At 60.0% G+C, this 26,348-nt stretch carries 24 protein-coding genes; 7 read left to right on the top strand and 17 right to left on the bottom strand.

Going from position 1 to position 26,348, the window contains the following annotated elements:
• The first annotated feature begins 11 nt into the window (after positions 1–11).
• Positions 12–2,150, top strand: a complete 2,139-nt coding sequence (gene pnp / locus Q1A20_RS06040) for a polyribonucleotide nucleotidyltransferase (RefSeq protein ID WP_299400942.1) — start codon at positions 12–14, stop codon at positions 2,148–2,150.
• A 179-nt stretch (positions 2,151–2,329) separates the two neighbouring features.
• A complete protein-coding gene (locus tag Q1A20_RS06035) occupies positions 2,330–3,562 on the top strand; it encodes an SGNH/GDSL hydrolase family protein (RefSeq protein ID WP_299400945.1) in 1,233 nt (410 codons plus the stop codon).
• Positions 3,563–3,601: 39 nt separating this feature from the next.
• Here Q1A20_RS06035 and Q1A20_RS06030 read toward each other — a convergent pair whose 3' ends face one another.
• Complete coding sequence (locus Q1A20_RS06030) at positions 3,602–4,255, bottom strand: peroxiredoxin (protein ID WP_299400948.1); 654 nt, start codon at positions 4,253–4,255, stop codon at positions 3,602–3,604.
• 160 nt (positions 4,256–4,415) lie between these two features.
• On the opposite strand from Q1A20_RS06030, the gene Q1A20_RS06025 reads away from it, so the two are divergent.
• The gene (locus Q1A20_RS06025) at positions 4,416–5,843 is read left to right on the top strand and encodes an aldehyde dehydrogenase family protein (RefSeq protein WP_299400951.1); all 1,428 of its coding nucleotides are present in this window, start codon (positions 4,416–4,418) and stop codon (positions 5,841–5,843) included.
• Between the two features lie 72 nt (positions 5,844–5,915).
• Here Q1A20_RS06025 and Q1A20_RS06020 read toward each other — a convergent pair whose 3' ends face one another.
• The 12 genes from Q1A20_RS06020 to Q1A20_RS05965 all read right to left on the bottom strand — a co-directional run bounded on the left by Q1A20_RS06020 (position 5,916) and on the right by Q1A20_RS05965 (position 17,611).
• A complete protein-coding gene (locus Q1A20_RS06020) occupies positions 5,916–6,668 on the bottom strand; it encodes an SDR family oxidoreductase (RefSeq protein ID WP_299400954.1) in 753 nt (250 codons plus the stop codon).
• Positions 6,669–6,829: 161 nt separating this feature from the next.
• The gene (locus Q1A20_RS06015) at positions 6,830–7,255 is read right to left on the bottom strand and encodes an SRPBCC domain-containing protein (RefSeq protein WP_299400957.1); all 426 of its coding nucleotides are present in this window, start codon (positions 7,253–7,255) and stop codon (positions 6,830–6,832) included.
• The gene (locus Q1A20_RS06010; RefSeq protein WP_299916360.1) at positions 7,252–7,569 is read right to left on the bottom strand and encodes a metalloregulator ArsR/SmtB family transcription factor; all 318 of its coding nucleotides are present in this window, start codon (positions 7,567–7,569) and stop codon (positions 7,252–7,254) included. Before Q1A20_RS06010 ends, Q1A20_RS06015 begins: the two co-directional genes overlap by 4 nt.
• Positions 7,570–7,665: 96 nt before the next feature.
• On the bottom strand, positions 7,666–8,313 hold the full coding sequence (locus Q1A20_RS06005; protein WP_299400961.1) for an RluA family pseudouridine synthase: 648 nt from the start codon (positions 8,311–8,313) through the stop codon (positions 7,666–7,668).
• A 114-nt stretch (positions 8,314–8,427) separates the two neighbouring features.
• Entirely contained in the window at positions 8,428–10,872 is a 2,445-nt protein-coding gene (locus Q1A20_RS06000; protein ID WP_299400963.1) for an FAD-dependent oxidoreductase, read from the bottom strand.
• A gap of 13 nt (positions 10,873–10,885) precedes the next feature.
• The gene (locus tag Q1A20_RS05995; RefSeq protein WP_299400965.1) at positions 10,886–11,776 is read right to left on the bottom strand and encodes a homocysteine S-methyltransferase family protein; all 891 of its coding nucleotides are present in this window, start codon (positions 11,774–11,776) and stop codon (positions 10,886–10,888) included.
• A complete protein-coding gene (locus Q1A20_RS05990) occupies positions 11,773–14,226 on the bottom strand; it encodes an FAD-dependent oxidoreductase (RefSeq protein ID WP_299916357.1) in 2,454 nt (817 codons plus the stop codon). The genes Q1A20_RS05995 and Q1A20_RS05990 overlap by 4 nt, the downstream gene beginning before the upstream one ends.
• Before the next feature lie 3 nt (positions 14,227–14,229).
• On the bottom strand, positions 14,230–14,604 hold the full coding sequence (locus tag Q1A20_RS05985; protein WP_299916355.1) for a GFA family protein: 375 nt from the start codon (positions 14,602–14,604) through the stop codon (positions 14,230–14,232).
• Between the two features lies 1 nt (position 14,605).
• Entirely contained in the window at positions 14,606–15,226 is a 621-nt protein-coding gene (locus Q1A20_RS05980) for a LysE family translocator (RefSeq protein ID WP_299916353.1), read from the bottom strand.
• Complete coding sequence (locus tag Q1A20_RS05975) at positions 15,226–15,798, bottom strand: helix-turn-helix domain-containing protein (protein WP_298968493.1); 573 nt, start codon at positions 15,796–15,798, stop codon at positions 15,226–15,228. Before Q1A20_RS05975 ends, Q1A20_RS05980 begins: the two co-directional genes overlap by 1 nt.
• A gap of 99 nt (positions 15,799–15,897) precedes the next feature.
• Positions 15,898–16,353, bottom strand: a complete 456-nt coding sequence (locus Q1A20_RS05970; protein WP_299400977.1) for a GAF domain-containing protein — start codon at positions 16,351–16,353, stop codon at positions 15,898–15,900.
• A gap of 85 nt (positions 16,354–16,438) precedes the next feature.
• Entirely contained in the window at positions 16,439–17,611 is a 1,173-nt protein-coding gene (locus tag Q1A20_RS05965; protein WP_299400980.1) for an acetyl-CoA C-acyltransferase, read from the bottom strand.
• Positions 17,612–17,690: 79 nt separating this feature from the next.
• On the opposite strand from Q1A20_RS05965, the gene Q1A20_RS05960 reads away from it, so the two are divergent.
• The 3 genes from Q1A20_RS05960 (at position 17,691) to Q1A20_RS05950 (ending at position 20,348) form a co-directional block, all read left to right on the top strand.
• On the top strand, positions 17,691–18,029 hold the full coding sequence (locus tag Q1A20_RS05960; RefSeq protein ID WP_298968499.1) for an STAS domain-containing protein: 339 nt from the start codon (positions 17,691–17,693) through the stop codon (positions 18,027–18,029).
• A gap of 26 nt (positions 18,030–18,055) precedes the next feature.
• Positions 18,056–18,499, top strand: coding sequence for an ATP-binding protein (locus Q1A20_RS05955; RefSeq protein WP_299400982.1), 444 nt, complete (start codon positions 18,056–18,058; stop codon positions 18,497–18,499).
• 274 nt (positions 18,500–18,773) lie between these two features.
• Positions 18,774–20,348: a gamma-glutamyltransferase family protein gene (locus Q1A20_RS05950; protein WP_299400985.1), complete on the top strand. Its 1,575-nt coding sequence runs from the start codon at positions 18,774–18,776 to the stop codon at positions 20,346–20,348.
• Between the two features lie 22 nt (positions 20,349–20,370).
• Here the strand turns inward: Q1A20_RS05950 and hspQ are convergent, their stop codons facing one another.
• Positions 20,371–20,697 (bottom strand): heat shock protein HspQ, encoded by a 327-nt coding sequence (gene hspQ, locus Q1A20_RS05945; protein ID WP_298968503.1) that lies wholly within the window; start codon positions 20,695–20,697, stop codon positions 20,371–20,373.
• Between the two features lie 249 nt (positions 20,698–20,946).
• Here hspQ and Q1A20_RS05940 point away from each other — a divergent pair, with 249 nt between their 5' ends.
• On the top strand, positions 20,947–21,534 hold the full coding sequence (locus tag Q1A20_RS05940) for a lytic transglycosylase (protein ID WP_298968505.1): 588 nt from the start codon (positions 20,947–20,949) through the stop codon (positions 21,532–21,534).
• Positions 21,535–21,539: 5 nt separating this feature from the next.
• Here the strand turns inward: Q1A20_RS05940 and Q1A20_RS05935 are convergent, their stop codons facing one another.
• The 3 genes from Q1A20_RS05935 to Q1A20_RS05925 all read right to left on the bottom strand — a co-directional run bounded on the left by Q1A20_RS05935 (position 21,540) and on the right by Q1A20_RS05925 (position 26,276).
• Positions 21,540–22,145: an outer membrane lipoprotein carrier protein LolA gene (locus tag Q1A20_RS05935; RefSeq protein ID WP_299400990.1), complete on the bottom strand. Its 606-nt coding sequence runs from the start codon at positions 22,143–22,145 to the stop codon at positions 21,540–21,542.
• Between the two features lie 117 nt (positions 22,146–22,262).
• Positions 22,263–25,073: a DNA translocase FtsK gene (locus Q1A20_RS05930; protein WP_299916349.1), complete on the bottom strand. Its 2,811-nt coding sequence runs from the start codon at positions 25,071–25,073 to the stop codon at positions 22,263–22,265.
• Between the two features lie 18 nt (positions 25,074–25,091).
• The gene (locus Q1A20_RS05925) at positions 25,092–26,276 is read right to left on the bottom strand and encodes an aminotransferase class I/II-fold pyridoxal phosphate-dependent enzyme (protein ID WP_299400996.1); all 1,185 of its coding nucleotides are present in this window, start codon (positions 26,274–26,276) and stop codon (positions 25,092–25,094) included.
• Positions 26,277–26,348: the final 72 nt, after the last annotated feature.

Genomic DNA, 26,348 nt, shown 5'->3' with positions numbered 1-26,348 from the left:
GAGGAACCTAGATGTTCAACGAAACGAAAAAATCGATGCCGTGGGGCGAAGAGACGCTCACACTGGAAACTGGAAAAGTGGCCCGTCAGGCGGATGGGTCGGTGATTGCAACGCTGGGCGAAACCAGCGTCATGGCAAACGTCACCTTTGCCAAGAAACAAAAACCCGGTCAGGATTTCTTTCCGCTGACCGTGCACTATCAGGAAAAATACTACGCCGCCGGTAAGGTACCGGGTGGCTTTTTCAAGCGCGAAGCGCGCCCAACTGAAAAAGAGACCCTGACCGCGCGTCTGATCGACCGTCCGATCCGCCCGCTGTTTGTCCCCGGCTTCAAAAACGAAGTACTGGTGATGTGCACCGTGCTTTCCCACGATCTGGTCAATGACCCCGATATGGTGGCGATGATTGCGGCCTCCGCGGCGCTGACCATCTCCGGCGCGCCCTTCATGGGCCCGATTGCCGGTGCACGCGTTGGTTTCGAGGACGGCGAATATGTTCTGAACCCAACTGTCGATGACATGCAGGATCTGCGCCTGAACCCTGAACAGCGCCTTGATCTGGTGGTGGCCGGGACCAAAGACGCCGTGATGATGGTCGAATCCGAAGCCTATGAGCTGTCCGAGGCCGAAATGCTCGGCGCGGTGAAATTCGCGCATGATGCGATCCAGCCGGTGCTCGACCTGATCATTTCGCTGGCCGAAGACGCCGCGAAAGAACCGTTTGACTTCGCCCCTGCCGATTATTCTGAGTTGTCTGCTGCTGTCAAAGCCGCAGGCGAGACAGAGATGCGCGCAGCCTTCGCGATTTCGGACAAGCAGGAACGCACGACAGCCGTTGCTGCGGCCCGTGAAACGATCACCGCCGCCCTGTCCGAAGAGCAGTTGGAAGATCCCAACCTCGGCTCCGCGATGAAGGGTCTTGAGGCCTCCATCCTGCGCGGCGACGTGGTGAAAACCGGCAAGCGCATCGATGGTCGGAAAACCGACGAAATCCGCGACATCGTCTGTGAAACAGGCCTGCTGCCACGGACCCACGGTTCTGCACTGTTCACCCGCGGTGAAACGCAGGGACTGGTCGTGACCACGCTGGGCACCGGCGACGATGAACAATTCATCGACGCGCTGCACGGCAACTTCAAATCCAACTTCCTGCTGCACTACAACTTCCCGCCCTACTCGGTTGGTGAAGCGGGTCGCGTGGGCCCTCCCGGACGCCGCGAGATTGGCCACGGGAAACTGGCTTGGCGCGCGCTGCAAGCGGTGCTGCCAGCAGCCACCGACTTCCCCTACACCGTGCGCGTGGTCTCCGAGATCACCGAATCGAACGGGTCGTCCTCCATGGCGTCCGTTTGCGGTGGGTCCTTGTCGATGATGGACGCGGGCGTGCCGCTGAAATCGGCGGTGGCCGGTGTGGCCATGGGTCTGATCCTCGAAGAGGACGGTTCCTACGCGATCCTGTCGGACATTCTGGGGGATGAAGACCACCTGGGCGACATGGACTTCAAGGTTGCAGGTACCGAAAACGGCATCACGAGCTTGCAGATGGACATCAAGATCGCAGGCATCACGCCCGAGATCATGGAGAAAGCCCTGGCACAGGCCAAGGACGGTCGGATGCACATTCTGGGCGAGATGAATAAAGCGCTGACCGGTGCTGCGGACTTCTCGATCCACGCACCCCGCATCGAAACCATGCAGATCCCAACGGATAAAATCCGCGAAGTGATCGGTTCCGGTGGTAAAGTCATCCGCGAAATCGTGGAGGTTTCCGGCGCCAAAGTGGACATCAACGACGAAGGCACCATCAAGATCGCGTCCCCGAACGGCGATTCGATCAAGAAAGCCTACGACATGATCCACTCCATCGTGGCCGAGCCCGAAGAGGGCATGGTCTATACCGGTACGGTCGTGAAAATCGTCGACTTCGGCGCCTTCGTGAACTTCTTTGGCAAGCGCGACGGTCTGGTGCACGTATCCCAGATCGAAAACCGCCGTTTGAACCACCCTTCCGACGTCCTCAAAGAGGGACAGGAAGTGAAGGTCAAACTGCTGGGCTTTGATGACCGCGGCAAGGTGCGCCTGTCGATGAAAGTCGTCGACCAGGAAACCGGCGAAGAGATCAAGAAAGAAGAGGCCCCGGCGGAAGAATAATCCGTCTGGCAGGCAACTGCCGCCTCCAAGCGATGAGCTCCGGTGGAAACACCGGGGCTTTTTTTCGTAAATTGCCGCGCGACGCAACGTCAGTGCGGTAGGCTCACCCTGCGTCACCCTAGGCGGCGGGCAGATTCGCCGCGTATCGTTTGCGAAGTTTTGTGAGAGGGGGAGTTCACATGATCAGAACATTAGTCATTGCCATCGGCCTCAGCACGGCCTCAGTCGCATCGGCGGATCCGGGGTTGGAGGCCTTTACCAGCTACTACGCCTTTGGCGACAGCCTCAGCCAGGACGACAAGCTGCCGCAGCTTACGCCACCCAGCCTCGATGGCCGGTTTTCATCGGGCCGCGTCTGGACCGAATACCTTGCGGACGTGTTCAACGATGCGGGTAAAGACACCCGAAACTTTGCTTTGGGTGGCGCAACGGCAGGCGCAGAAAACACGACACCCTATGAGGGGTTCTTTCCCGCACCGCGCACGCCAGCGCAAGACGCTCAACTGGCCCAGCTCCGTGCGATCTCAACGTTTGATGGGCAGGTTCAGGTCGCACAGGCCACCGTCCCTGATCCGGGTGACAACCCGCTTGTCTCCGTTCTGTTCGGCGCCAATGACATCTTTCAGAAACTGCCGAACGTGGTTGCAGAGGCTTTGAACACCTCCGACCCCCTGGAAATTCCCGGGCGTGTGGCGGCAGGCATCGGCGCGCTGGCGTCGGAAACGGTTGGCTCGATCGTGTCGGGGATCAACAAGCTACATGCGGGCAATGACGCCTTTGACGACTTTCTGGTGGTGAACCTCGCCGACATCAGCAAAACCCCGGCCTTTGGCGCCTGGGGGATTGGCGCGGCACAGGCGGAATTGGACGCGTTGATCACGGCAGGCGCGCCGTTGGATGACATCCGCGCCGCAGCGCTCCAGTTGGAATTCCTGTCCGCCGATCCGTCCTTTGCGAAATTGGCCTCACTTGCCTTCAATGAGACCTTGGCCGCGGCACTTGCCGGTGTGGCGCCCGGGATCGAAACGCTGGATGAAGACATCCAGATCAGCGTTTTCGACCAGGCCGCCTTCCTTGAGGATTTCATTGCCACATCCGCACTCAACGGCATCAACGTGTCGGAACCCTGCACACCGTCCTTCACGGCGAATGCGGGCATCAGCTGTGTCTATGTCACTGATGACGCGGGCAATATCATCGGGTTGGACCTGCCGCAGGCCGAAAACTTCTTCTTTGGGGACAGCGTGCACCCAACCGGGTTTGTGCAGGAAGAATTTGGCCGACGCGTGATCGCGTCGCTGGAGGGTCAAATGCCCGCCCCCGTGCCGCTGCCCGCAGGGTTGCCGCTGTTGGTTGCAGGTCTTGGTGCGTTTGGGTTAATCGCCCGGCGCAAAACCAAACGCGCGGCCTGAAACGCCGGGCGGTGCAGACTGCACCGCCCGCGCCAATCGCTATTCTGGCGCTTTGGTCGTGCGCAGATAGGGCAGGATCTTGTTGAACGAGCCAAACTTCGCCGTCGCATCCTCGTCCGATACGGTGGCTGGGATGATCACATCATCGCCGACATTCCAATTCGCCGGGGTCGCGACCCCTTTGCCAATCGACATCTGCAACCCGTCCAGAGCGCGGAGCACTTCAGCAAAATTGCGGCCCACGGTCATCGGGTAGGTCATGCTGAGCTTCAGCTGCTTGTCCGGGCCAATGATAAACACCGACCTTACCGTCGCGCTGTCGGCTGGCGTCCGGCCATCGGGCATGTAGGCCTCGGCAGGTAGCATATCAAAGGCCTTGGACACTTCCAGACCATCATCCGCGATGATCGGGAACCCGGCCTTGGCGCCACCAAAGGTTTCGATGTCCCCTTTCCACTTCTTGTGATCCTCGACACCGTCCACCGATACGCCGATTACCTTGGTGCCGCGCTTTTCCCATTCGTCGGCCAATTGCGCCACGGCACCGAATTCGGTGGTGCACACGGGCGTAAAATCCTTGGGGTGTGAAAACAGGATTGCCCAGCTGTCGCCGATCCAATCGTGCAATTCTATCGTGCCGTGGTCTGTTTCGACCGTTAAGTTCGGCACAGTGTCGTTGATGCGCAAGCCCATAGTGTCCTCCGGAGCAATGTTGTGAGCGACTCGTGCCGTTAACCTAATGGCTTCGCGCGGGTCTTTCATCCCCTCTCTTGCAGAGGTTCGCCCCCAGTGACAGAGTGCCGCTAAACCATCCACGCCGCAGTATCGGCGCCACAGAAACAGGAGAGAACCCATGTTGGAAAAACGTGATTTCTATATCAACGGCCAATGGGTCGCGCCCGCAAAAGCGAAGGATTTCGCCGTCATCGACCCTTCCACCGAGGAACAATGCGCGGTGATTTCCCTGGGCGATCAAGCGGACACGGATGCAGCGGTTGCCGCGGCGCGCGCGGCCTTTGACAGCTGGTCGCAGACCAGCAAGGAAGAGCGTACCGCGCTGATGCGGAAGCTGTTGGAGGTTTACAACGCGCGGTCTGAAGAGATGGCGCAGGCCATGTCGATGGAAATGGGCGCCCCGATTGATCTCAGCCGAGCGCAACAGGTCGGGGCAGGCAGCTGGCACCTTGGTGGATTCCTGAAAGCTTTCGAGGACTTCAGCTTTGAGCGGGACTTCACCGCCACGGAAAAGACCCTGCTGGAACCCATCGGTGTTTGCGCGTTGATCACACCGTGGAACTGGCCGATGAACCAGATCATCCTCAAGGCTGTGCCCGCAATGGCGACGGGCTGCACCATGGTGCTGAAGCCGTCAGAAATCGCGCCGCTGTCGGGTCTGCTCTTCGCGGAATTTGTACATGAGGCGGGCTTCCCCGCGGGCGTCTTCAACATGGTCAATGGCGATGGCGCGGGTGTAGGCAGTCAACTCTCAGCGCATCCCGGCGTTGATATGGTCAGCTTCACCGGCTCCACCCGCGCCGGCATCGCCATTTCCAAGGCCGCTGCGGATACGCTCAAGCGGGTCAGCCTTGAACTGGGTGGCAAGGGCGCCAACATCATCTTTGAGGATGCGCACCCCAAGGCCGCCAAGGCGGGTGCGATCCGCTGTTTCCGCAATACCGGCCAGTCGTGTAACGCGCCAACGCGGATGCTGGTGCACAGGTCGCGTTATGACGAGGCGGTTGAGATGGCCGCAGAGACCGCGATCAATACCCATGTCGGTCCGGCCTCTGAGGAAGGCAAGCACATCGGACCAGTGGTCTCCGAGACGCAGTTCCACAAGATCCAGAAGCTCATCGAGGTCGGCATGGGCGAAGCCCGGCTGGTGGCGGGCGGTCTGGGTCGACCGGACGGGTTGAACCGTGGCTACTATGTAAAACCAACCGTGTTCGCGGATGTCACCAACGAGATGACCATCGCGCGCGAAGAGATCTTTGGCCCGGTGCTGTCGATCATCCCCTTTGAGAGTGAAGAAGAGGCCATCGCCATCGCCAATGACACGCCTTACGGCCTCACCAACTACGTCCAGACAGACGATGATGAACAACGCCGTCGCGTCGCGCGCCGCTTGCGGTCCGGTATGGTCGAAACCAACGGTCAGGGTTTTGCGCAAGGATCGCCCTTTGGTGGCTACAAGCAGTCGGGCAATGGTCGCGAAGGCGGTGTTTTCGGTCTTGAGGAATTCCTCGAGGTCAAAGCCGTCTCTGGCTGGGCTGCCGAATAGCGCCTTTCTCTTTTGACGAGCCCCTTCAGGTCACCCCGATACGCTGGGGTGACCTTTTTATGGTGACCCTGGTCAGGTCTTGTTGATCGAATTGCCGCCATCCGCGATCATCGCTGTGCCGGTGACAAACGACGCCTGATCCGAGATCAAGAACTGCGCGGCCTGGGCGATTTCCAGCGGCTCAGCCATTCTTTTGAGAGCGTGAAGCCCTTTGATCCACTCAATCGCCTCCGGATCATCCCCTGCCATTTCCGTATTGGTCCCCCCGGGCAAAAGCGCGTTGACCCGTATCCCTTCAGGACCATGTTCTGCGGCCAGGACCTGTGCCAGACCGATCAGACCGGCTTTGGCAGATGCATAGGCCGCCATACCGGGAAGACCGATGGTATGGCCGACGAATGACGAGGTAAAAACGATAGATCCCCCGCCGCGTCTGCGCAGGGCGGGGATTTGATTTTTTGCCGCAAAGAACCCGCTGGTCAGATTTGTTGCAAGCACCTGGTGCCACGTCGCCTCGGCCATCTCCGGCAGCGGCCCCATATCTCCGGTCACGCCGGCATTGTTGAAGGCTGCATCCAACCCGCCAAATGCGGTTTCCGCCAAGGACACAAGCTCCTCCGCATAGACGGCATCGCCCACATCCCCGGCCAGACACACAGCCTCACCGCCTGCTTGTGTGATCTCATCGACGAGGGCCGCCAACCGGTCGCCCCGCCGCGCGCCTAAGGTGACTTTGCCGCCCGATTGCGCAAAAAGCCTCGCTGCCGCGGCGCCAATCCCACTGCTGGCGCCCGTTATGATGATAGATTTTCCTTTTAGAACCATGCTCGCCTCCATGTGTTAAACATGGAAGCGGCATAGATCAGCAGCCTAGGGCGATGCGACCCGCTTCCTGCGCAAGTCGCCTTGGCAGGAATTTTTCCAAGGCGGTTCGTCACATTTGCGCCAAAGCGAAGCGTGGCCGCCCGGATCGGGCGGCCAGGTGTTTAGGCGGGCACAGGCTCGTGGATGGCTTCGCGCATCTGCATGAAATGACCATCCCAACCTTTGTCGAGCGACAGCACCAGATCGAAGGCTTCGGCAGCCGCAGGCAAGCCGGAATGCTCCAGCGACAGCTGCGTGCCCCCGGGCACTTCGGAAAGGGTCCATTTCACCAGGCTCACAGCATCCCCCATCGGCTTCACCGTAAATGTATGCTCCAGATATTCCGGCGCACGCGCGACCTTGACGTCGCCCCAGATTAGCAGATCACCGCTGGTGGTGCCGTACATTTCCAGCTTTTGCCCTTCGGCCAGCGTGTGCTTGGGCGCGTGGAACCATTTGGCCAGCTTTTCCGGATCCGTGAGGTAGTCCCATACTTCCGCCCGCGAGGCTCTGAGGAAAATCGTTTTGCGCAATACTGGGTTGGTCATGTTTTGTCCTTTTCAATTTCAGATTTCAGTGTGGCCAGGCGGTCATCCCAGAAGATGTCGAAGACCTTGAGCCAGTCCACAACCGGGTTGACCCCCTTGGGGTTGAGCGTGTTGATACGCTCCCGCCCGCTGGCGCGAACGGTGATCAGGCCGCCATCGCTGAGCACGGTCAGGTGCTTTTTGACAGCGGCGCGGGTCATGTCGAAATTTTCCGCAACCTCGGCAATCGTCAGATCGCGGTCGCGCAGCATGACCAGAATATTGCGCCGTGTCGGATCCGCCAAAGCGCGGAAAGTGGATTGTACCGGGGGCATGTGTCCTCCTATATGATACCTTACGGTATCTCTTTTATGAAACCATATGGTATCACGTCAAGTGATTCCTTCTCACTCGGTGCATCAGGTGGATTTTCAGAAAGGCAGCGGCGCGCGGACCTTGGTCGAGTGACCCCCTTGCGGGTGGTTGAACCGAAGTTCCTGGCTGTGCAGCATCAGACGATCATAGGCGCGCGCAGGCCCCGTGGCATAAAAGGGATCACCGAGGATCGGATGACCGAGGCTCAGCATGTGCACCCGTAACTGATGGCTGCGCCCCGTGCGCGGCTGGAGCCGGACCCGCGCAGTATCGCCTTCGTCCTTGAGCACCCGCCAGTCGGTTTGCGCGGGTTTTCCTGTCTCGTGGCAGACCATCTGCTTCGGCCGGTTTGGCCAATCCACGATCAGGGGCAGATCGACAGTCCCCGATTTTGCCTGCGGCACACCCCAGACCCGCGCAACATAGGTTTTCTTGGTCATGCGCTTTTCGAATTGCAGCCCAAGATGGCGTTGCGCATGTGGGGTCAGGGCAAAGATCATAACCCCGGATGTGTCGCGGTCGAGGCGGTGCACCAGCAATGCGTCGGGAAAGGCCGCCTGAACCCGTGTGAGCAAACAATCCGCCAGCTCCGGACCTTTGCCCGGAACCGACAGGAGCCCCGCCGGTTTGTCGACCAGCAGCACTTCGGCATCTTCATGCAAAACCACCAAGGGGTCCTGGGGCGGGTCATAGGCATCGTTCATGGCGCCTGCTCGCAGATGCGGGCGGGATGTTCAACCCTCGTCGCCCCGCAGGAGGCGCAGTGGCCCGACACCTACGTCCCTCATTGCGGGGACCGTGCCCGGGCCACGCCAGCCTCAGACCTTTACGCGCTCAGACTTGGGATCGTACATCGGTTTCAAAGAGGCTTCGGCCTTCACAAGCGTACCAGCCACGTCGATGTGATACTCGGACGCCAGCACCTCAGCAGCTGCTTCGCCTTCGCACGGCACATAGCCTAGCCCCATCGCGCCGCCCAGCGTATGCCCATACGCGCCGGATGCCAGGTATCCAACAAGCTCGCCGTTCCGCATCACAGGCTCGTTGTGATAGAGCAGCGCTTCCGGGTCGGTCAGCTTGAACTGCACCAGTCGGTTCTTCAGGCCTTCCTCTTTCTTGCGCAGCACCGCGTCACGGCCCACGAAATCCGGCTTGTCAGTCTTCACCGCAAATCCAAGCCCTGCCTCAAGCACATGATCTTCACAGGTGATGTCATGCCCGAAGTGGCGGAAGCCCTTTTCCATCCGGCAGCTGTCCATCATATGCATGCCGCAGAGTTTCAGGTTTAGATCCGCCCCGGCTTCGATCAGCGTTTCACAGACATGCGCCGCCATCTCGGAGGAGACATAGACCTCCCAGCCCAGCTCACCCACGTAAGTGACCCGGTGCACCCGCGCCAAGCCATGGCCAATCTCGATTTCCTGCGCTGTCCCGAACGGGTTCACCTCATTGGAGAAATCATTCGGCGACACCAGATTAAGCAGGGCGCGGGAATTGGGGCCCATGACCGCCAACACGGCCTCACCCGCCGTCATATTCGTGATCACCACGTTGAAATCACCCACATGACGGCGCATCCAGGTCTCATCGGCCAAACGCGTCGCCGCTGGCGTGACCACCAGATAAGCGGTCTCGCTGACCCGCGTCACCGTCACATCCGCCTCGATCCCACCGTTCGGGTTCAGAAACTGGGTGTAGACGATCTTGCCCACCGGCACGTCGTACTGCCCGCCGCCCACGTAGTTCATGAAGGCCGTGGCATCCCGCCCCTCGACCCGAATCTTGCCGAAGGAGGACATGTCATACATGCCGACATTGTTGCGGATCGCGGTGTGCTCTTCGGCGATGTTGTTGAAGAAACTTTGCCGTTTCCAGCTGTACTCATACTCCGGCGTCTGCGTCGGCTTGGCGATCCAGTTGGGCCGCTCCCAGCCTGCAAACTCGCCCATGACCGCACCGCGATCGAGGAACTGCCAATAGACCGGCGAGCGGCGGATTTTCCGCGCGGTTTCTTTCTGCCGGAACGGGAAGTGGTCGGCATAAAGCAGGCCCAGTGACTCGGTCGAGCGCTCGTAAAGGTAGCTTTTGTTACCCTGAAACGGCTCCATCCGGGAAATATCCACATCGCCCAGATCAAAGGGCTTCTGCCCGTCTTCCATCCACTGTGCGAGCGCCATGCCCGCGCCGCCCGCGGACTGGATACCGATGGAATTGAAGCCAGCCGCCACCCAGAAGTTATCCAGCTCAGGCGCCAACCCTAGATGATAGGCATCGTCGGGCGTAAAACTCTCGGGCCCGTTAAAGAACGTATGGATGCCCGCTTCGGCCAGCATTGGCAGACGCTCGACCGCCGCCTCTAGGATCGGCTCGAAGTGGTCGAAATCCTCGGGCAGCTGGTCAAACTCGAAGTCCGCCGGAATGCCGCCCATGCCCCAGGGTTTCGCGTTGGGCTCAAAGGCACCCAGCAACATTTTGCCCGCATCTTCCTTATAATACGCGCATTCATCCGGCACCCGCAGCACCGGCAGCTGTTTCAACCCCTGAATGGCTTCCGTCACGATGTAGAAGTGCTCGCACGCATGCAGCGGCACGTTCACGCCCGCCATGCGGCCCACCTCATGCGCCCACATGCCGCCGCAGTTCACCACCATATCCGCCGCGATGTGGCCGCTCTCGCCGCCCTGCTCCCAATCGACGCCGGTCACCCGGCGACCGTCTTTCACGATGCGCGTGGCTTTGGTGCGCTCCAGCACCAGCGCGCCGCGTTGACGGGCGCCTTTGGCCAGCGCCAGCGCGATATTCGCCGGGTCGCCCTGCCCGTCCTTGTCGAGGTAGACCGCGCCGGTCACCCCGTCGATGTTCAGATGCTCATAACGCTCCTTGACCTCGGTGGGCGAGATTTCCTCGACCTCCACACCAAAGGCCCGCGCCATCGCGGCCTGGCGCAAAATCTCTTCGCGGCGTTCTTCGGTCAGGGCCACAGTGATCGACCCGCAGCGTTTGAAGCCGGTAGCCACGCCGGTTTCTTCTTCGAGATTGCCGTAAAGCTCCTGGGAATACTTCGCCAGTTTGGTCATATTCGCCGTCGCGCGCAGCTGCGCAATCAGGCCTGCCGCGTGCCAGGTGGTGCCCGAGGTCAGCTGCTTACGCTCCAGCAAGACCACATCCTTCCACCCAAGTTTGGTCAGGTGATAAGCGACGGAGCATCCAATGACGCCCCCTCCGATGATGACAACGCGCGCGTGCGACGGTGGCAAAGCCATGAGCAGTGTTCCTTTAAACGATGGTATGACCGACGGCTTCAAGCCGCCGTGCGATTTCAGCGATATGCGCGGGGCTGACTTCACAGCACCCGCCAACGATGGTGGCCCCGAGGCCCACCCATTGCATGACGTACCCCGCATAGGCGCGCGGCCCCATGTCCCGCCGGGCCTTCAGGGCGTCGACGGTGGGTTTCTCTTTCAGAAAGTCTTCGGTGATCTGCTCAAAGGCATTGGCGTAGCCGCCAAACGGCTTGCCCAGCTTTGCAATCACGGGCATGGCCTGTGTGACCGCTTCGGGGGCGGAGCAGTTGATCAACACCGCGTCTGCCGCTGCCGCCACCTCCAGCGCTTCGGTCAGTGGTTCGCCGGAGCGCAACCGGGTGCCATCCGTGTCCGAGACGGTGAGCGACAGCCAAACCGGCAGATCGGTTTGCCGCGCACCCTCAAGCGCATCACGGGCATGCACGATCGAGGCCACGGTCTCCAGCACCAGAAAGTCGCACTCCTCCGCCAGGAGCTGCGCGACCTCGCCAAAGAGGCGCACGGCCACATCTGACGGGGGGTGCAGGTCGGGCCGGTAGCTGGCCCCCAGCGGACCGATCCCTCCCGCAATCTTGCCCGATCCGTGGGCGGCGCGCGCCGCCTGGGCCTCCGCGATGGCTTTGGCGTGCAGCGCGCTGAACTGATCCTCCAGACCCGTGCCTTCCAGCCGGTCACGGTGGATCGCGTAGGAATTCGTCGTGGCAATGGTCGCGCCTGCGGCAAAGAAATCCGCATGCACCCCCTGCACCATGCCCGGGTGTTCGGCCATGACCTGCGTCGACCACAAGGGCGTGGGCCGATCCCCTGCGCGGTGGATCAGCTCCTGCCCCATGCCCCCGTCCAGAAGCGTGATCTGTGTCACGCCCGAATTCTTTCGTTCTCCGGATCCCACAGGGGTTGGTCCGGCTGCACGATTGCCTTGCGGCGGTGACCGTAGATTTCGACCTCAACCTCGGTGCCCGGCTGCGTCAGGTCCTTGCGCAGCATGCCCAAGGCCACGGATTTGTTGATCCGGTAGCCCCAGTCGCCCGAGGTGGTCTCGCCCACAACTTCGCCATTATGGAAAAGCGGCGACATGTAAGGCGCGTCCTGATCACCTGCATCGACCACGAGGGTGACGAACTGCTTCTTGCTACCCTGCTGCTTTTCATTCAGCAGCGCGGCCTTACCGATGAAATCCTGTGGCTTGTCAAAGCGGATGAACCGCTCCATCCCGCCTTCGAGCAGGGAGTAGTCGGTCGACAGATCGCCCTTCCAGCTGCGATAACCCTTCTCGATCCGCATGGAGTTGAGCGCATACATCCCAAAGGGTGCTGCCCCCGCGTCGCGGGTGGCGGTGTAGACGGCGGCGCTGTCCTCAAAGGACGTATGCACCTCCCAGCCCAGCTCGCCCGCAAAGGAGATGCGGAAGAGTTTCACCGCTTTACCCGCGACAGTGGCCTCCTGAATGGTCAGCCAGCCGGTGGAGAGGTCCGCGTCGTCGGTCAGGCCCGCCAGCATCTCGCGCGACTTCGGCCCGGTCAGCAGATGCGTGGACCACTCCCGCGTGATGTCGGTCATGCTCAGGGATCCGTCCGCAGGCAGGCGGCTTTGCAGGAACTCAAAGTCATGCCATTGCGCCACGGCGGCTGTCATCAGCCAGAAGTCATCTTCCCCCCAGCGAATGATCGTCACCTCGGTCACGATCCGGCCCCGGCTGTCGGTGAAATAGCCCAGGTTCATGCGGCCCGCCTTGGGCAGCGCACCTGCGATCTGGCCGCGCAGCCATTCCGCCGCACCGGTCCCCTTCAGCGTGTAACGCGAGAAGCCGGGCATATCGAGCACGCCCGCGCCGGTGCTGACTGCCTCGACCTCTTCTTTCACACGCACCGCCCAGGGGCCGTTGCGGTCCCATGTCTCGGTCGCTTCCTCGGAGGTGTCGTCGCCCTCCTTGGCGAACCAGTTCGCGCGCTCCCACCCGTTATAGTCACCCATCTGGCCGCCATCGGTCAAGAGGCGTTCGTGGTTCGGCGACAGCTTCTTGTCGCGCCCGGCAGGCCATTCGTGATGCGGGAAGTGCATCGCGTATTCGTGGCCATAGGTCTCCAGCGCCTTCGACAGGCAATAGTCGTGATCCGCATAGTCCGTATAGCGGCGCGGATCGACGGCCCACATGTCGAGCTCGGTCTCGCCGTGCATGATCCATTCAGACAGGCACTTGCCAGCCCCGCCGCCCTGCGCGATCCCGAAGGTAAAGCTATGCGCCTCAAAGGCGTTCTTCACCCCCGGCATCGGGCCGATCATCGGCAACCCGTCGGGCGCATAGGGGATCGGCCCGTTGATGTTCCGGCCCACACCGGCGGTGCCCAGCGCGGGCACCCGCTCCATCGCGTCCTCGATGTAGAACTCCAGCCGCTCCAGATCGTCCGGGTAGAGCTGGAAGGAGAAGTCCTCCGGCATCGGATCGTCCGGCGTGACCCAGTGTGCTTTACAATTCCGTTCATACGGTCCGAGGTTCAGGCCGTTTTTGTCCTGCCGCAGATAGTACGAAATATCCACGTCCCGGATCATCGGCATCTTGTGGCCCTTCTCCTTGGTCCACTCCGCCAGCTCCGGGATCTCGTCGGTCAGGAAGTACTGGTGCGACATCACCACCATCGGCACGGTGCGCCCGCCGAAGGGCTTGAACATCTCGCCCACACGCTGCGCGTAATAGCCCGCACAGTTCGCCACATACTGACAGCGAATGTCGCCCTTCTCGGTCTTCACGATCCACTCGTCACCATCCCGTTCGATGCCTGTGACCGGGCAGAAGCGTTCAATCCGCCCTCCCGCATCGCGCGCGCCCTTGGCCAGCGCCTGCGTCAGCTGCGCGGGGTCGATGTCACCGTCGAGCGGATCCCAAAGACCCCCCGCCAGATCATGTGTCTCCATGAAGGGATTGTACTCTTTCAACTCTTCGGGCGTGCAGATGCCCATCTCCAGGCCTTGGTACCGCCCCATCGAGGCGACTTTCTCAAACTCCATCATCCGGTCTTTGGAATGCGCCAGACGCACCGCTCCGGTCACGTGATAGTTCATCGGATAATCAACGTCTTCCGCCAGTGTGCGGTACATCGACAGCGAATAGCGCTGCATGTTCATCACCGCCCAGGAGCCTGCAAAGTTCGGACAGTTACCCGCCGCGTGCCAGGTGGAGCCCGCCGTCAGCTCGTTCTTCTCCAGCAGCACACAGTCGGTCCAGCCCGCCTTGGCGAGGTGATAGAGCGTCGAGGTGCCAACGACACCGCCGCCGATGATGACCACGCGGGCCGTTGTTGGAAAATCTGCCATGGTTTAGGTCTCCCTTTGCGGCTCGTCGGCCGCGATGCTGTAGTAATCGCCCTTCGTGGCGGTATGGATGTGGCCGCGCAGGCGCAGCCCCGTCGGCCCGTCAATCGAGCCGGTGGAAAAACAGATGAAATCGTCGTCGTCGTGCTGCCAGAAGAGCGCGGAGCCGCAGGTGGGGCAGAAGCCGCGCTTGGCTTTCTCCGAGGATTGGTACCAGCGGACCTCGCCTTTGATCTCAAGCGTACCATCATCGACATAGGACGACGCCCAGACATGCCCCGACTGCTTACGGCACTGCGTGCAATGGCACGCGGCGGGTGCACCGGGCTCCCCTTTGGCAGCGTAGGTGATGGCCCCGCAGAGACAGCTGCCGGTGATCATATCACACCCTCCCCGGCGTGGCTGAGGTGCCCAGAAGCACGCCGTAAATCACGAAACAGGCCGCCATAATTCGGCGCACCCAGACATTGAACACGGCGCCCAAGGCAGCCCGTCCCAGCCCGGCGCCCAGAAGCGTAAACCCGGTATAGCTTATCGCGGTGATCACCAAAGCCGTGGGCATAATCACCCCCATCTGGCTCCAGATCGGTACATCCGGTTGTACGAATTGCGAAAAGGCGGCGAGATATCCAGCCACACTCTTGGGGTTGATCGTGGCGATGGCCAAAGCGTGAAGATAGACCGATTTCGCCGGGCGGTCGCCGACGATGACAGGCCGCTTGGCCAGAATCCAGCCGCGCACACCCAGATAGATCAGGAACCCCGCACCCACCAGCTTGGCAACAAAGAACCCCGTGGGTGAGGCCGCGATCAGCGCGGTGATTCCCAGCGCCGAGAGCACCAGAAACAGGCTGGCTTGTGTCAGGATTGCAAGCACGCCCACCATCGCGCGCGGAAAGCTCAGGTGCATCCCGTTGGTGATGCAATTGACCGCATTCGGCCCCGGCGTGGTGACGAACACCACCCAGAACAGCGCGAATATGGTCCAGGCCTCGAAGCTCATCAATACACCGGTGGCGCGATGACCCAGATCGCCAAAGCGGGCGCATCATAGGGGTTTGACCAGCGGAAAGGCTCGCCGCGAATGCGGAAGCTGTCGCCGGGGTTGATGGTGTGGCTTTTGCCCGCAATCTCCAGGTCGAGCGCACCGTGTACAAGATAGCCAACTTCCTGCGTCGGCCTGGTGACGGGCTCGGTGATCCTGCTTCCCGGGGCAAAGGTGGAATGCACCATTTCAAAATCATCGGTGAGGTCGGGCGAGAGAAGCTCTTCGACCAACCCTGCCACGGATGATCCAATCGGGCGGCGCGCGGTCTTGCGTACCACATAGCCCGCCTCATCCGAGGGGGCCGCTGCGTGCCGAAAAAGCATTGAAACAGACACATCCAGGGCCGCTGCAATCTGGCGCAGATCGGTGATCGAGGGATCGGATTTGTCACGCTCCACCTGGCTCAACCAGCCAACGGACCGGCCCAACATCGCGGCCAGATCGGTCAATGTCAGCCCGCGCGATTTCCGCAGAGCACGCAAATCTGCGCCGAGCGTGTGGGGATGCGAAGGAAGACTGTGATGCATGGCTCGTGAAATTTCAGAGGTTTTTTTCACACTGCCGTGAGTCGGTGAAAAAATCCAGAGAATTTTCACTTCATTAACAAATCAAACCCATTAACCCCATCAGCATCGGCCAAATACCGCCTTTAGCAGTGCCGCAAGCGCGTGTGCATCTGCTGTGGTAAAGGCATCCGGTTGGTCGCTATCGATGTCGAAAACAGCGATCAGCACACCGGATGCATCATGCACCGGCAGTACCAATTCGGAGCGGGTCGAAGAGGCGCAGGCAATGTGGTCGGAAAATGCATCAACATCCGGCACCAATTGAATTTCACCGCTACGCGCCGCGGCCCCGCAAACGCCGCGCGAAAACGGGATCGTCAGGCACCCGTGTCCGCCTTGATAGGGACCGATTTTAAGAAGCTCCGGTTCCGTCACGCGGTAAAACCCGGTCCAGTCAAAGCGGTCGTCCGAATGGTGCACCTCGCAAGCCACTGTGGCCATCAACGCCACCGCATCGCGCTCATTCTCGGTCAGCGCTTGGATTGTCTTGTGCAGGTGGTCGTAGTCTACGATCATTCTTATGCCTTCTGGTTATGCAGGCTGGGGGGCTGTCTGCCCCCGCCCTCCGGGCTCCCCCGAGGATATTTGTGGCCAGAAGAAATCAAGCGCGCTCGATTGCAATGGCCGTGCCTTCGCCACCGCCGATGCAGATGGCGGCGATACCGCGCTTCACGTCACGTTTTTCCATGGCATTCAGCAGCGTGACGATGATGCGCGCACCCGAAGCACCGATGGGATGCCCCAATGCGCAGGCACCGCCGTTGACGTTGACGATCTCATGATCGAGCGCCAATTCCCGCATGAATGCCAGCGGCACCACGGCGAAGGCCTCATTCACTTCCCACAGGTCGACGCTCTCCTTGGTCCATCCGATCCGATCGAGTAATTTTTGTGCGGCAGGCACAGGCGCAGTTGTGAAGAGACCCGGCGCCTGCGCGTGACTGGCGTGGCCGATGATCCGCGCGCGGGCGGTCAGGCCCTGCGCCGCGGCGATCTCTTCCGCCGCCAGCACCAGTGCCGCCGCGCCATCGGAAATCGAAGAGGAATTTGCCGCCGTGACCGTGCCGCCCTCGCGAAAGGCCGGTTTCAACTGTGGGATCTTGTCCGGTCTCGCCGTCGCGGGCTGTTCATCCGCCGCAATCGTCATGCTGCCCTTGCGGGATTTGACCTCAACCGGTGCGATCTCATGATCAAATGCACCGGTGGATTGCGCCTCAAGCGCCCGGGACAGCGAGGCCAGCGCATAATCGTCCTGCACCGCCCGAGTGAATTGAAACCGTTCTGCGCAGTCTTCGGCAAAGGTGCCCATCAGGCGGCCCTTGTCGTAGGCATCTTCCAGACCGTCCAGAAACATGTGATCCACGACCTGACCATGACCCAACCGCGCCCCGCCGCGCATCTTCGGCAAGATATAGGGGGCGTTGGTCATGCTCTCCATGCCCCCTGCAACCATCACATCCGTCTGTCCCAGCGCGATCTGATCAAAGGCAATCATCGCTGCCTTCATACCCGACCCGCACATTTTATTCAGTGTGGTTGCGGGGATATCTTCGCCTAATCCAGCCTTGAAACCTGCCTGCCGCGCGGGTGCCTGACCTTGACCGGCGGGTAGGACGCAGCCCATCAAAACCTCTTCCACCGCAGCAGGCCCGGCCTCTTCTATGGCTGCCTTGATCGCGGCGCCGCCCAAGTCAGAGGCATCCAATGCCGTAAAATCTCCCTGGAAGCCACCCATCGGTGTGCGGGCCGCCCCGGCTATCACGACTTGGCGCATATGAAGCTCTCCTTGATGCCTAATAGTTTCGTAAGACTTGCCCGCTAGACAAATCCGAAACGAGTCATGAGGCTATATAATGCAACTCGCCACCAAAACAGAAGAAGCACTGCGCATCGTCTCTGTACAGGAAGAACGGATTGATGCGGCTGTGGCGCTTGAGTTCAAGGACGCCATGCGGGTGGAAACCGATGGTGGGCCTGATACCGTGGTTCTTGACCTCAGTATGGTCGAATTTATCGATTCCAGCGGGCTGGGCGCAATTGTCGCTGCAATGAAACATCTCGGAACCGAGCGAAAGATGGCGCTGGCCGGGCTGACGCCCACTGTCGAACGGGTTTTTCAGCTGACCCGAATGGATACGGTTTTCAGTGTTTTTACCACCGTCGACGGTGCGCTCGCTGAGTTGCGGCATTAATGGTTGAGCAGGAGAGGTTCGAACACATGAGCATACTGCCCCCGTTCGATTTTTCGGTTCAAAGCAGCGAACTGGCGGTGCGCGAAGCCCTGCAAAAGCTCCTTGATGCGCTTGGGCCTCTGGATTTGGGCGTTGAAGAGGCGGGCACGGTCGAATTGGTGCTGGCAGAGGCGCTGAATAACATCGTCGAACACGCTTATCCGGACCAGAACACGGCAGGACAGATCGCGATCTCCTGCAAACATCTTTCCGATGGGCTCCATTTCAAAGTCGTCGATCAGGGCAAAGAGATGCCGGACGGGCAGGCCCCGCTCGGCATGCAAGCATCGCTTGACGTCGATCTTAACGATTTGCCAGAGGGCGGATTTGGTTGGTTCCTCATTCAGGACTTGGCAAAAGACGTCTCATATCAAAGAGTTGGCGCCGAAAACCAGCTTTCGATGCGCTTGGCTGTTGCCCTTCAAAGCTAGGGGGCATGTTAACACCCACGGCAGCCGGGCCTTAATTCTTCCGTAATAATTCTCCAAAGCGCCGCGTTACAATCATATTAACGCCTTGATCCACACGCATAACTGAGCCTGTAGCTGCATATAGCTTCCCTCGGCGCTGCGTGTAATAGCCCCCACCCAGTGCGCGGCGTCGAGGATCTTACATTCCCCAAATTTACAAGCAGAATCGCGCCACCATGGACTTTGCCGTGCGCGTGGTTAGGGTGCAGCGAGATAAGCTGCAAAGGGGTCGCTTATGCGCGATTTTCATCTTCCCGGGCGCTCGCCCGTTCTCGCAACAAACGGCATGTGCGCGACATCCCATCCCCTGGGCGCAAAGGCTGCCATCGACATTCTTGAACGGGGCGGCAACGCAATGGATGCCGCGATTGCGGGTGCATTGGTCCTGGGCATCTGCGAACCCCAGATGACCGGTATCGGCGGGGATTGCTTTGTGCTCTGGCACACGGGCGACGATGACATCCAGGCCCTGAATGGCTCGGGGCGGGCACCGGCGGCTTTGGATGCTTCCGATCTACGTGATGCAGGCGAAACCACGGTACCGATCCAAAGCGCGCATTCTGTCACAATCCCTGGTGCGATTGATGCGTTTTGCCATCTGTCTGAAACCGTCGGTAAACTTGGTCTTGATGCAATATTGTCCCCGGCAATTAAGGCAGCGAAGACCGGTGTTCCCGTGGCGCCGCGTGTCGCCTTCGATTGGATTCGGGACGAATGTGTCCTTCAGGGAAAGGCACGAGAATACTACCTCGTGAACGGCCAGGTGCCAAAAACCGGCCAGATATTTCACGCCCCCGGTCAGGCCTCCGTGCTGCAACGGATCGCAGATAAAGGGCGCGACGGCTTCTATGCGGGCGAGATCGCCGAAGACATGGTCCAAACGCTCAACGCTCTGGGCGGACGGCATACGCTAGACGATTTCGCACAGGTCAGCTGCACGCCCACCACGCCGATTTCGGGCAGCTATAAGGATATCGAGATCGTCGAGCACCCGCCGAACGGTCACGGCGCCACCGCGTTACTGATGATGAACATCCTGTCGCAGTTCGATGTCGCAAGCATGGGTCCACTGGGCAGCCAGCGCACCCACCTGGAGGCAGAAGCCGCGAAACTGGCCTATGACGCGCGCAATCGCTTCCTTGCTGATGCCGATTATGTGACGCGTCTCGATCATATGCTCAGCATGGACACCGCCAAAGCACTGGCCGGGTTGATTGACCCTAAAAAGGCCATGGCAAATGCGACCAGCATTTCCGAAAACATCCACAAGGACACGATCTACATCACAACAGTTGATCGTGACGGCATGTCCGTTTCGCTGATTTATTCGATCTTCAATGGGTTTGGGTCAGGCATTGCGTCCGACAAATTTGGCATTCTGTTCCAAAACCGAGGCTCCGGCTTCTGTCTGGAAGAGAGCCACCCCAACGAACTGAAAGGCGGCAAACGGCCGATGCACACGATCATACCGGGCATGGTGCGCAAGAATGGCAAGGTCATCATGCCATTTGGTGTCATGGGAGGCGCGTATCAGCCTGCGGGTCACGCCCGATTTGCCTCAAACATTGCGGATTTTGGCATGGACCCGCAAACAGCGATCGATCTGCCGCGGGCTTTCTCCGACAACGGGGACATGAAGGTTGAGCGCGGGTTCTCGGACCAGGTGCGGCAGGATCTGAGCGATATGGGGCATAACGTCAGCATCCCGGACACGCCCATTGGCGGCGCGCAGGCCATCTTGATCCGTGATGATGGGGTTCTCGAAGGCGCAAGCGATCCGCGCAAGGATGGATGTGCTTTGGGCTATTGATCCCCATCAGCCGAAAGCCGTCTCAATTCAGCTGGAAGTGCAGCGGGTATGTCCCGTTTTGAAACGGACCGAATAGATCGGCAATATCGGGGTGATCCACAGGTTCGCCCGAATAGTCCGCGATCAGGTTCTGCTCCGATACGTAGGCGACGTAATAGCTTTGCTCGTTTTCGGCCAGCAAATGGTAGTAGGGCTGGTCTTTTATCGGGCGGCTGTCTTCGGGAATAGCCTCATACCACTCCTCGGTATTCGCAAATTCGGGGTCGACGTCAAAGATCACACCGCGGAAGGGGTGCTTCTTGTGGCGGACCACCTGGCCCAAATGATATTTTGCACGCGTTCTTAACATTACAAACAAGCCCCTTACCGAGCGATTTTAACCGCTTCAAGAGGTATTTGTCCAATCACAGCCGCCGATTTGAAAGAAACAGTTTGTGAACGCCGGGCAGACAGTACCGTTTCAAGCGCGATGGCGCCGCATTATTGGCTAACACCCTCAAAAACCGAGTTTGAACCGTCAAAGTTTAGAAATCATGATTTCCTAGACCGGCTTTTTCGGCTAAACTGCTTCAAAACATATAAAAGAAGCGAGAGGCAGATGAGCAGAACTCTTCGCGCTATGACACTGGTTCTTTTGGTCGCCTCTTGCGGGGGTGGGCAAGGAAGTGCGCCGCGTCACCTCGACGACGCGTGCAGAATCGCCAGCGAGCGCCCCGAATACCTCAAGGCATTCCGCAAGACGGAGAAGAAATGGGGCGTGCCCGTGCACGTGCAGATGGCGACGATCCATCAGGAAAGCAAGTTCATCTCGAACGCGCGCACACCACAGAGATACGCCTTGGGGGTGATCCCGATGGGTCGTCAGTCCAGCGCTTATGGCTATGCGCAGGCGCTGGATGGCACGTGGGACGACTATAAAAAAGCGACCGGCAAGCGTTTTGCGCGCCGGGACCGGATCAGGGACGCCTCCGACTTCATGGGATGGTACATGGTCACCAGCCGGTCCAAAAATGGCATTCCTCTCACGGACACGCGCAACCAGTACCTCGCCTATCACGAGGGCCATACCGGGTACGCCCGTGGCAGCTACAATCGCAAATCCTGGTTGTTACAGGTGGCGAACAAGGTCGATCAGCGCGCAGGCGTCTACCAGGCACAGTTGGCGACCTGCAACCTGCGGCGATAACGGGGTCAACGGTCCCGGTTTCGAAGCGCGACGCTGCGATCGAACAAGGAACTGTCGAGACTGACGCCGGTTTCAAAAGCGCCAAGAATCACGGTCGTTTGCCCGCCGTTTGCGTCATTGATGATCCACTGACGCAACTGGACCGGCGCATCGGTAAAACTCATCTGGATGGTGCCATATTCCGCATTGTCCGGGTCCTGCGCGGTCACGATGGTCGCGGTCCCGTCATAGTCATGGCCCATCACCATCCGCGCTCGATCCAGGTTCACTTGACGGGCCAGGATCAACGACAAGGGCGTGCGGTTCAGCGGGTAGGTCTCTGGCGGCTGGTTCGACTTTTTGTCGATGATTACCACCGCATTGGCGCTGGCAACCACAAGGGCTTGTTCCGGCGGATCGTACTCAAACCGCATTTTTCCAGGACGGCTGATATAGAGGGTACCAGTGCTGATCGTGCCGTCGTCGTTGATCTGCGTGAAAGCACCCTGAGCTGTTTTGAGACCGTTGAGATAGGTCGATATTGCGTTGAGCGACAGTTTTTCTGCTGCGGCGGGCAGGGTGGACGCAACGTTAAGGCCAACGATCAAAGCCACCAAAATCAAGTTTTTCATCAAGAGCTCTCCGAGCGATCTACACACCATCGCACTTAGGCACGATGGGGCTGTTATGCGATATCAACACCGGAAAATTGACCCCGATGCTGTCGCCCAGAGGTAACGCGCGGAATGCTACGCTTGTTCCGGCACCAGAATTTCGCGTTTGCCGACATGGTTTGCAGGGGACACCAGCCCCTGATCTTCCATCTGCTCCACAAGACGTGCAGCCTTGTTGTACCCGATGGCCAGTTTCCGCTGAATGTAACTGGTGGAACACTTGCGATCCTTGATCACAACCGCGACGGCCTGATCATAAAGCGCATCCTCTCCATCGGTGTTGCCACCAAGACCCAACACCAGATCAATGTCGTTTTCCTTGTCATCCGATGGCCCTTCGACAACACCCGAGACATAGTCAGGTTCGCCGTAGGCCTTGAGGTGGTTCACGATCTCTTCAACCTCCTCATCAGACACAAACGGGCCGTGGCAGCGCGTGATTTTCGCACCACCCGCCATATACAGCATGTCACCCATGCCCAGGAGCTGCTCCGCGCCCATCTCGCCCAGAATGGTGCGACTGTCGATTTTCGAGGTCACCTGGAAGGAAATTCGGGTTGGGAAGTTCGCCTTGATCGTCCCGGTGATCACATCCACAGACGGGCGCTGCGTGGCCATGATCAGGTGAATACCCGAGGCCCGCGCCATCTGCGCCAGCCTCTGGATGCAGGCCTCGATCTCCTTACCGGCGACCATCATCAGATCCGCCATCTCATCGACGATCACCACGATATAGGGCAGCGCGACGGGGGTGTTTTCTTCGGTCTCGAAAACCGGTTCCCCAGTTTCCTCATCAAATCCGGTCTGCACGGTGCGGGTGAAAAGCTCGCCCTTGGACAGCGCTTCGCGTACGCGGCTGTTGTAGCCTTCGATGTTACGCACGCCCATTTTGGACATCTTGCGATAGCGCTCTTCCATCTCCCCCACGACCCATTTCAGGGCCACAACCGCCTTTTTAGGGTCTGTTACAACGGGTGAGAGCAGGTGCGGAATGCCGTCATAAACACTGAGTTCCAGCATCTTGGGGTCGATCATGATCATCCGGCATTCTTCCGGTGTCAGCTTGTAAAGCAGCGACAGGATCATCGTGTTGATCGCCACGGATTTACCGGAACCGGTCGTCCCCGCAATCAACAGGTGCGGCATCTTGGCGAGGTTCGCGACCACCGGGTCGCCCCCGATGTCCTTGCCCAGGGCCAGCGGCAGGCGCATGTTGCTATCGCCAAAGTCACGTGCAGAGAGGATTTCACGCAGCACGACTTTCTCACGGCTCTCGTTGGGCAGTTCGATGCCAATGACCGACCGACCGGGCACGGTGGAAACCCGTGCCGACAGGGCGGCCATGGACCGCGCGATGTCGTCGGCCAATCCGATGACCCGCGACGCTTTCAAACCGGGTGCCGGTTCCAATTCGTACATGGTGACCACGGGGCCGGGGCGTACGGCGACGATCTCGCCCTTCACGCCATAGTCATCCAGCACCGATTCCAGCATACGAGCGTTTTCCTCAAGGGCCTCGTCGCTCAGGTGCAGCCGCGGCACTTCCGTCGGGTTTTCAAGCAGGCTCAGCGGCGGCAGTTCAAAGCCCGGGTGGGTATCGTCAAACGACAGTTTCGGCTGCGCCTCTGCCTTGGCCCGAGTCGAGGGCTGCACCGGTTTGCGGTTCAGTTGTTGGATCACCCGGCGCGGCTCAGCCGTCGGGATCGCGGGCGCGTCCACCTGTGGGGTTTCGACATAGGGATCGATCATGTCCATGTCGTCCGGCGCGGGCGGAATGGAGGAGGCCGGAGACGCGGTCAAAGGCGGCTCAGCCCGCACCCCATCCGTGTCCAGAACCAGCGGATCGGGGCCGCGCCCACGACCTTTGGTCAGGGGGGCCGTTGCAGGTACCTGCACCGCTTTGCTGGTCCGCGCCCGGGATTTGATGACATCGGCGATACGGGCCCTGATCCGATCCTCGCCCGGCGCATCGTCGAAATCATCCGGGGTGTCGAATTCAACCAATTCGGGTTCGGGCATGACATCGGGCCGCTTCACCAGCCCCGGCATTCGCGAAAAGAGACCACCTTTGGGCTCAGACCGCATGTCCTGAAACCCTGGTGCATCCTGTAGCGGTGCAACTTCCGTATGCACGGTTGCATCCGCAGCGGCCTGCGCCGCCGCCGCGCGGGCTTCTTCGCGCCGTTCAGCATGGCGAGCAGACAGGTTTTGCGCTGTGCTCAGGGCACCGCTTGCACCCCGGCCCAGCACAGCCATGATCCCGGCGTAAATCATCACCAGACCCACCAACAGGAACCGCCCGATGCGCATCAGTTCAGGTCGGGTGAAGCCGGTGACAAATGCGCCCAATGCGAGGATGCCCACGGCCATCAGAAGCGACATCAGTTTGACGGTAAAGGTCGACCCGATCGGCAGCAGCGTCAGCAGCGCGCCCATGACGGTATCGCCGAAAAGCCCGCCCAGACCAAAGCTGTGCGTATCGAGCCAATTGCCATCCGGTGTCAGAGTTGCCGCGTAAATCGACCCCAAAGCGATGGCGATGGGTGCAAAAATCAACCGCCCGATGGCCCGTTCCGCGCCCTGGTGCAGCGCAAACCGCGCGCCCCAGGCCAAGAGCACGATGCCAATGCCCCAGGCGCCCCAGCCCACGATCATGAAGAGCGGGGCCGCCAGCGATGCGCCGGGCCGCCCGAGCCAGTTCTGCACTGGTGCGTCGGTCGACACCATCCAATTGGGATCATCCGGGGTATACGACGCGATCATCGCACAGGCCATGCACCCCAGAGCAATCAGCACAAACCCCAGCAGTTCCTTGCCACGCTTTTCAACCGCTTCAGCCATTGAACTGTCCAACAATGGGTCTCGCCCCCGTGTTTGATATGCCATGCTCTGATCCCTCGTTAATTATTGCGAAAAAAGGCACGCGCGGATCAGTTCGATCCCACGCGCCGTTTCCGCTTTTGGGGCCACCATCGCGGCCCGAATATATCCCTGGCCCGGGTTCACCCCGTTCCAGTCTTGCGCCAAATACCCGCCGGGCAAAACACGCACACCGGTTTCACGCCACAGCTTCACCGCAGCGGCCTCGTCATTCTTGACCGGTAACCACAAAAAGAACCCGGCCTCGGGGCTGGCGTATCCCGGCACATTGCCCAACATCCGGTCAGCAATGTCGTATTTCTCCACGTAAAGGCGCCGATTTTCCACGACATGCTCTTCGTCGTTCCAGACCGCGGCGGCTGCTGCCTGCAAGGGGAGCGGCAAGGGCGCGCCTGCATAGTTGCGCAACTGTTTGATCTCGCGAATGTTCTCCGCCCCGCTGGCCACGAATCCGGACCTAAGTCCCGGCAGGTTGGAGCGTTTGGACAAGGAATGAAAGATCACGACGCGGTTGAGGTCCGCGCCCATTTCCTGTGCCACCTGCAGCGCGCCTACTGGCGGCGTGTCGCGGTAAATCTCCGAATAACACTCATCCGCAAAGACCTTGAAATCGTATTTCTCCGCAAGGGTGATCAGCCCGCGCCAATAGTCGCGGCTTGCCACTGCCCCCTGTGGATTGGCAGGTGAGCAGACATAGGCCGCCGTGGTGCGGTTCAACACCTCTTCGGGCAGATCCGCGAAATTCGGCAAATGGCCGTTTTCGACCGTTGCCGGCACCATGATCGGATCGGCAGCAGCGGACAGGGCCGCAATCATATAGACCTGATAGAACGGGTTGGGCATCAAAATCGCCGGGCGCGCACCGTTCTTTGTTTCAGGACAAAGCGCCATGACGGCGTTATAGAGCCCTTCGCGCGTGCCATTCAGCGCCATCACCTGCGTCTGCGCATCAACCGGCACGCCGTAACGGCGGTTCACAAACCCCGCGATGGCCTGCCGCAATTCCTCGGACCCATCGTTGGGCGGATAGCTGTTAAACCCGACGGCATTCTGCGCGATAATATCGGTCACCCAGGCCGGAAATTCATGTTTGGGCTCGCCAATGGTCATGTGAATGGTGGGGCCACCCCCTTCGGACACGTCCAAAAGAGCGCGCAAACGCGGCCACGCATGTGCCGGAAGGTTCGAAAACCGCTCGGGGTACACCATCAAAACTGCCTCAGATCGGGATCATTACGTCCCGTTTGCCTCAAACTACCCAAGGCGGGCGGCTGCGTCCAG

Origin of the sequence: uncultured Roseobacter sp., assembly GCF_947501835.1 — a bacterium.
GTDB lineage: Bacteria > Pseudomonadota > Alphaproteobacteria > Rhodobacterales > Rhodobacteraceae > Roseobacter.
The sequence above is the reverse complement of the archived record's forward strand: the minus strand, read 5'-3'. Positions and strand labels throughout refer to the sequence as shown.

What these genes read in the sequence shown, in the direction of transcription:
- pnp (WP_299400942.1), top strand. Translation starts at nt 12, where the DNA reads ATGTTCAACGAAACGAAAAAATCGATGCCGTGGGGCGAAGAGACGCTC.
- Q1A20_RS06035 (WP_299400945.1), top strand. Translation starts at nt 2,330, where the DNA reads ATGATCAGAACATTAGTCATTGCCATCGGCCTCAGCACGGCCTCAGTC.
- Q1A20_RS06030 (WP_299400948.1), bottom strand. Translation starts at nt 4,255, where the DNA reads ATGGGCTTGCGCATCAACGACACTGTGCCGAACTTAACGGTCGAAACA.
- Q1A20_RS06025 (WP_299400951.1), top strand. Translation starts at nt 4,416, where the DNA reads ATGTTGGAAAAACGTGATTTCTATATCAACGGCCAATGGGTCGCGCCC.
- Q1A20_RS06020 (WP_299400954.1), bottom strand. Translation starts at nt 6,668, where the DNA reads ATGGTTCTAAAAGGAAAATCTATCATCATAACGGGCGCCAGCAGTGGG.
- Q1A20_RS06015 (WP_299400957.1), bottom strand. Translation starts at nt 7,255, where the DNA reads ATGACCAACCCAGTATTGCGCAAAACGATTTTCCTCAGAGCCTCGCGG.
- Q1A20_RS06010 (WP_299916360.1), bottom strand. Translation starts at nt 7,569, where the DNA reads ATGCCCCCGGTACAATCCACTTTCCGCGCTTTGGCGGATCCGACACGG.
- Q1A20_RS06005 (WP_299400961.1), bottom strand. Translation starts at nt 8,313, where the DNA reads ATGAACGATGCCTATGACCCGCCCCAGGACCCCTTGGTGGTTTTGCAT.
- Q1A20_RS06000 (WP_299400963.1), bottom strand. Translation starts at nt 10,872, where the DNA reads ATGGCTTTGCCACCGTCGCACGCGCGCGTTGTCATCATCGGAGGGGGC.
- Q1A20_RS05990 (WP_299916357.1), bottom strand. Translation starts at nt 14,226, where the DNA reads ATGGCAGATTTTCCAACAACGGCCCGCGTGGTCATCATCGGCGGCGGT.
- Q1A20_RS05985 (WP_299916355.1), bottom strand. Translation starts at nt 14,604, where the DNA reads ATGATCACCGGCAGCTGTCTCTGCGGGGCCATCACCTACGCTGCCAAA.
- Q1A20_RS05980 (WP_299916353.1), bottom strand. Translation starts at nt 15,226, where the DNA reads ATGAGCTTCGAGGCCTGGACCATATTCGCGCTGTTCTGGGTGGTGTTC.
- Q1A20_RS05975 (WP_298968493.1), bottom strand. Translation starts at nt 15,798, where the DNA reads ATGCATCACAGTCTTCCTTCGCATCCCCACACGCTCGGCGCAGATTTG.
- Q1A20_RS05970 (WP_299400977.1), bottom strand. Translation starts at nt 16,353, where the DNA reads ATGATCGTAGACTACGACCACCTGCACAAGACAATCCAAGCGCTGACC.
- Q1A20_RS05965 (WP_299400980.1), bottom strand. Translation starts at nt 17,611, where the DNA reads ATGCGCCAAGTCGTGATAGCCGGGGCGGCCCGCACACCGATGGGTGGC.
- Q1A20_RS05960 (WP_298968499.1), top strand. Translation starts at nt 17,691, where the DNA reads ATGCAACTCGCCACCAAAACAGAAGAAGCACTGCGCATCGTCTCTGTA.
- Q1A20_RS05955 (WP_299400982.1), top strand. Translation starts at nt 18,056, where the DNA reads ATGAGCATACTGCCCCCGTTCGATTTTTCGGTTCAAAGCAGCGAACTG.
- Q1A20_RS05950 (WP_299400985.1), top strand. Translation starts at nt 18,774, where the DNA reads ATGCGCGATTTTCATCTTCCCGGGCGCTCGCCCGTTCTCGCAACAAAC.
- hspQ (WP_298968503.1), bottom strand. Translation starts at nt 20,697, where the DNA reads ATGTTAAGAACGCGTGCAAAATATCATTTGGGCCAGGTGGTCCGCCAC.
- Q1A20_RS05940 (WP_298968505.1), top strand. Translation starts at nt 20,947, where the DNA reads ATGAGCAGAACTCTTCGCGCTATGACACTGGTTCTTTTGGTCGCCTCT.
- Q1A20_RS05935 (WP_299400990.1), bottom strand. Translation starts at nt 22,145, where the DNA reads ATGAAAAACTTGATTTTGGTGGCTTTGATCGTTGGCCTTAACGTTGCG.
- Q1A20_RS05930 (WP_299916349.1), bottom strand. Translation starts at nt 25,073, where the DNA reads ATGGCATATCAAACACGGGGGCGAGACCCATTGTTGGACAGTTCAATG.
- Q1A20_RS05925 (WP_299400996.1), bottom strand. Translation starts at nt 26,276, where the DNA reads ATGGTGTACCCCGAGCGGTTTTCGAACCTTCCGGCACATGCGTGGCCG.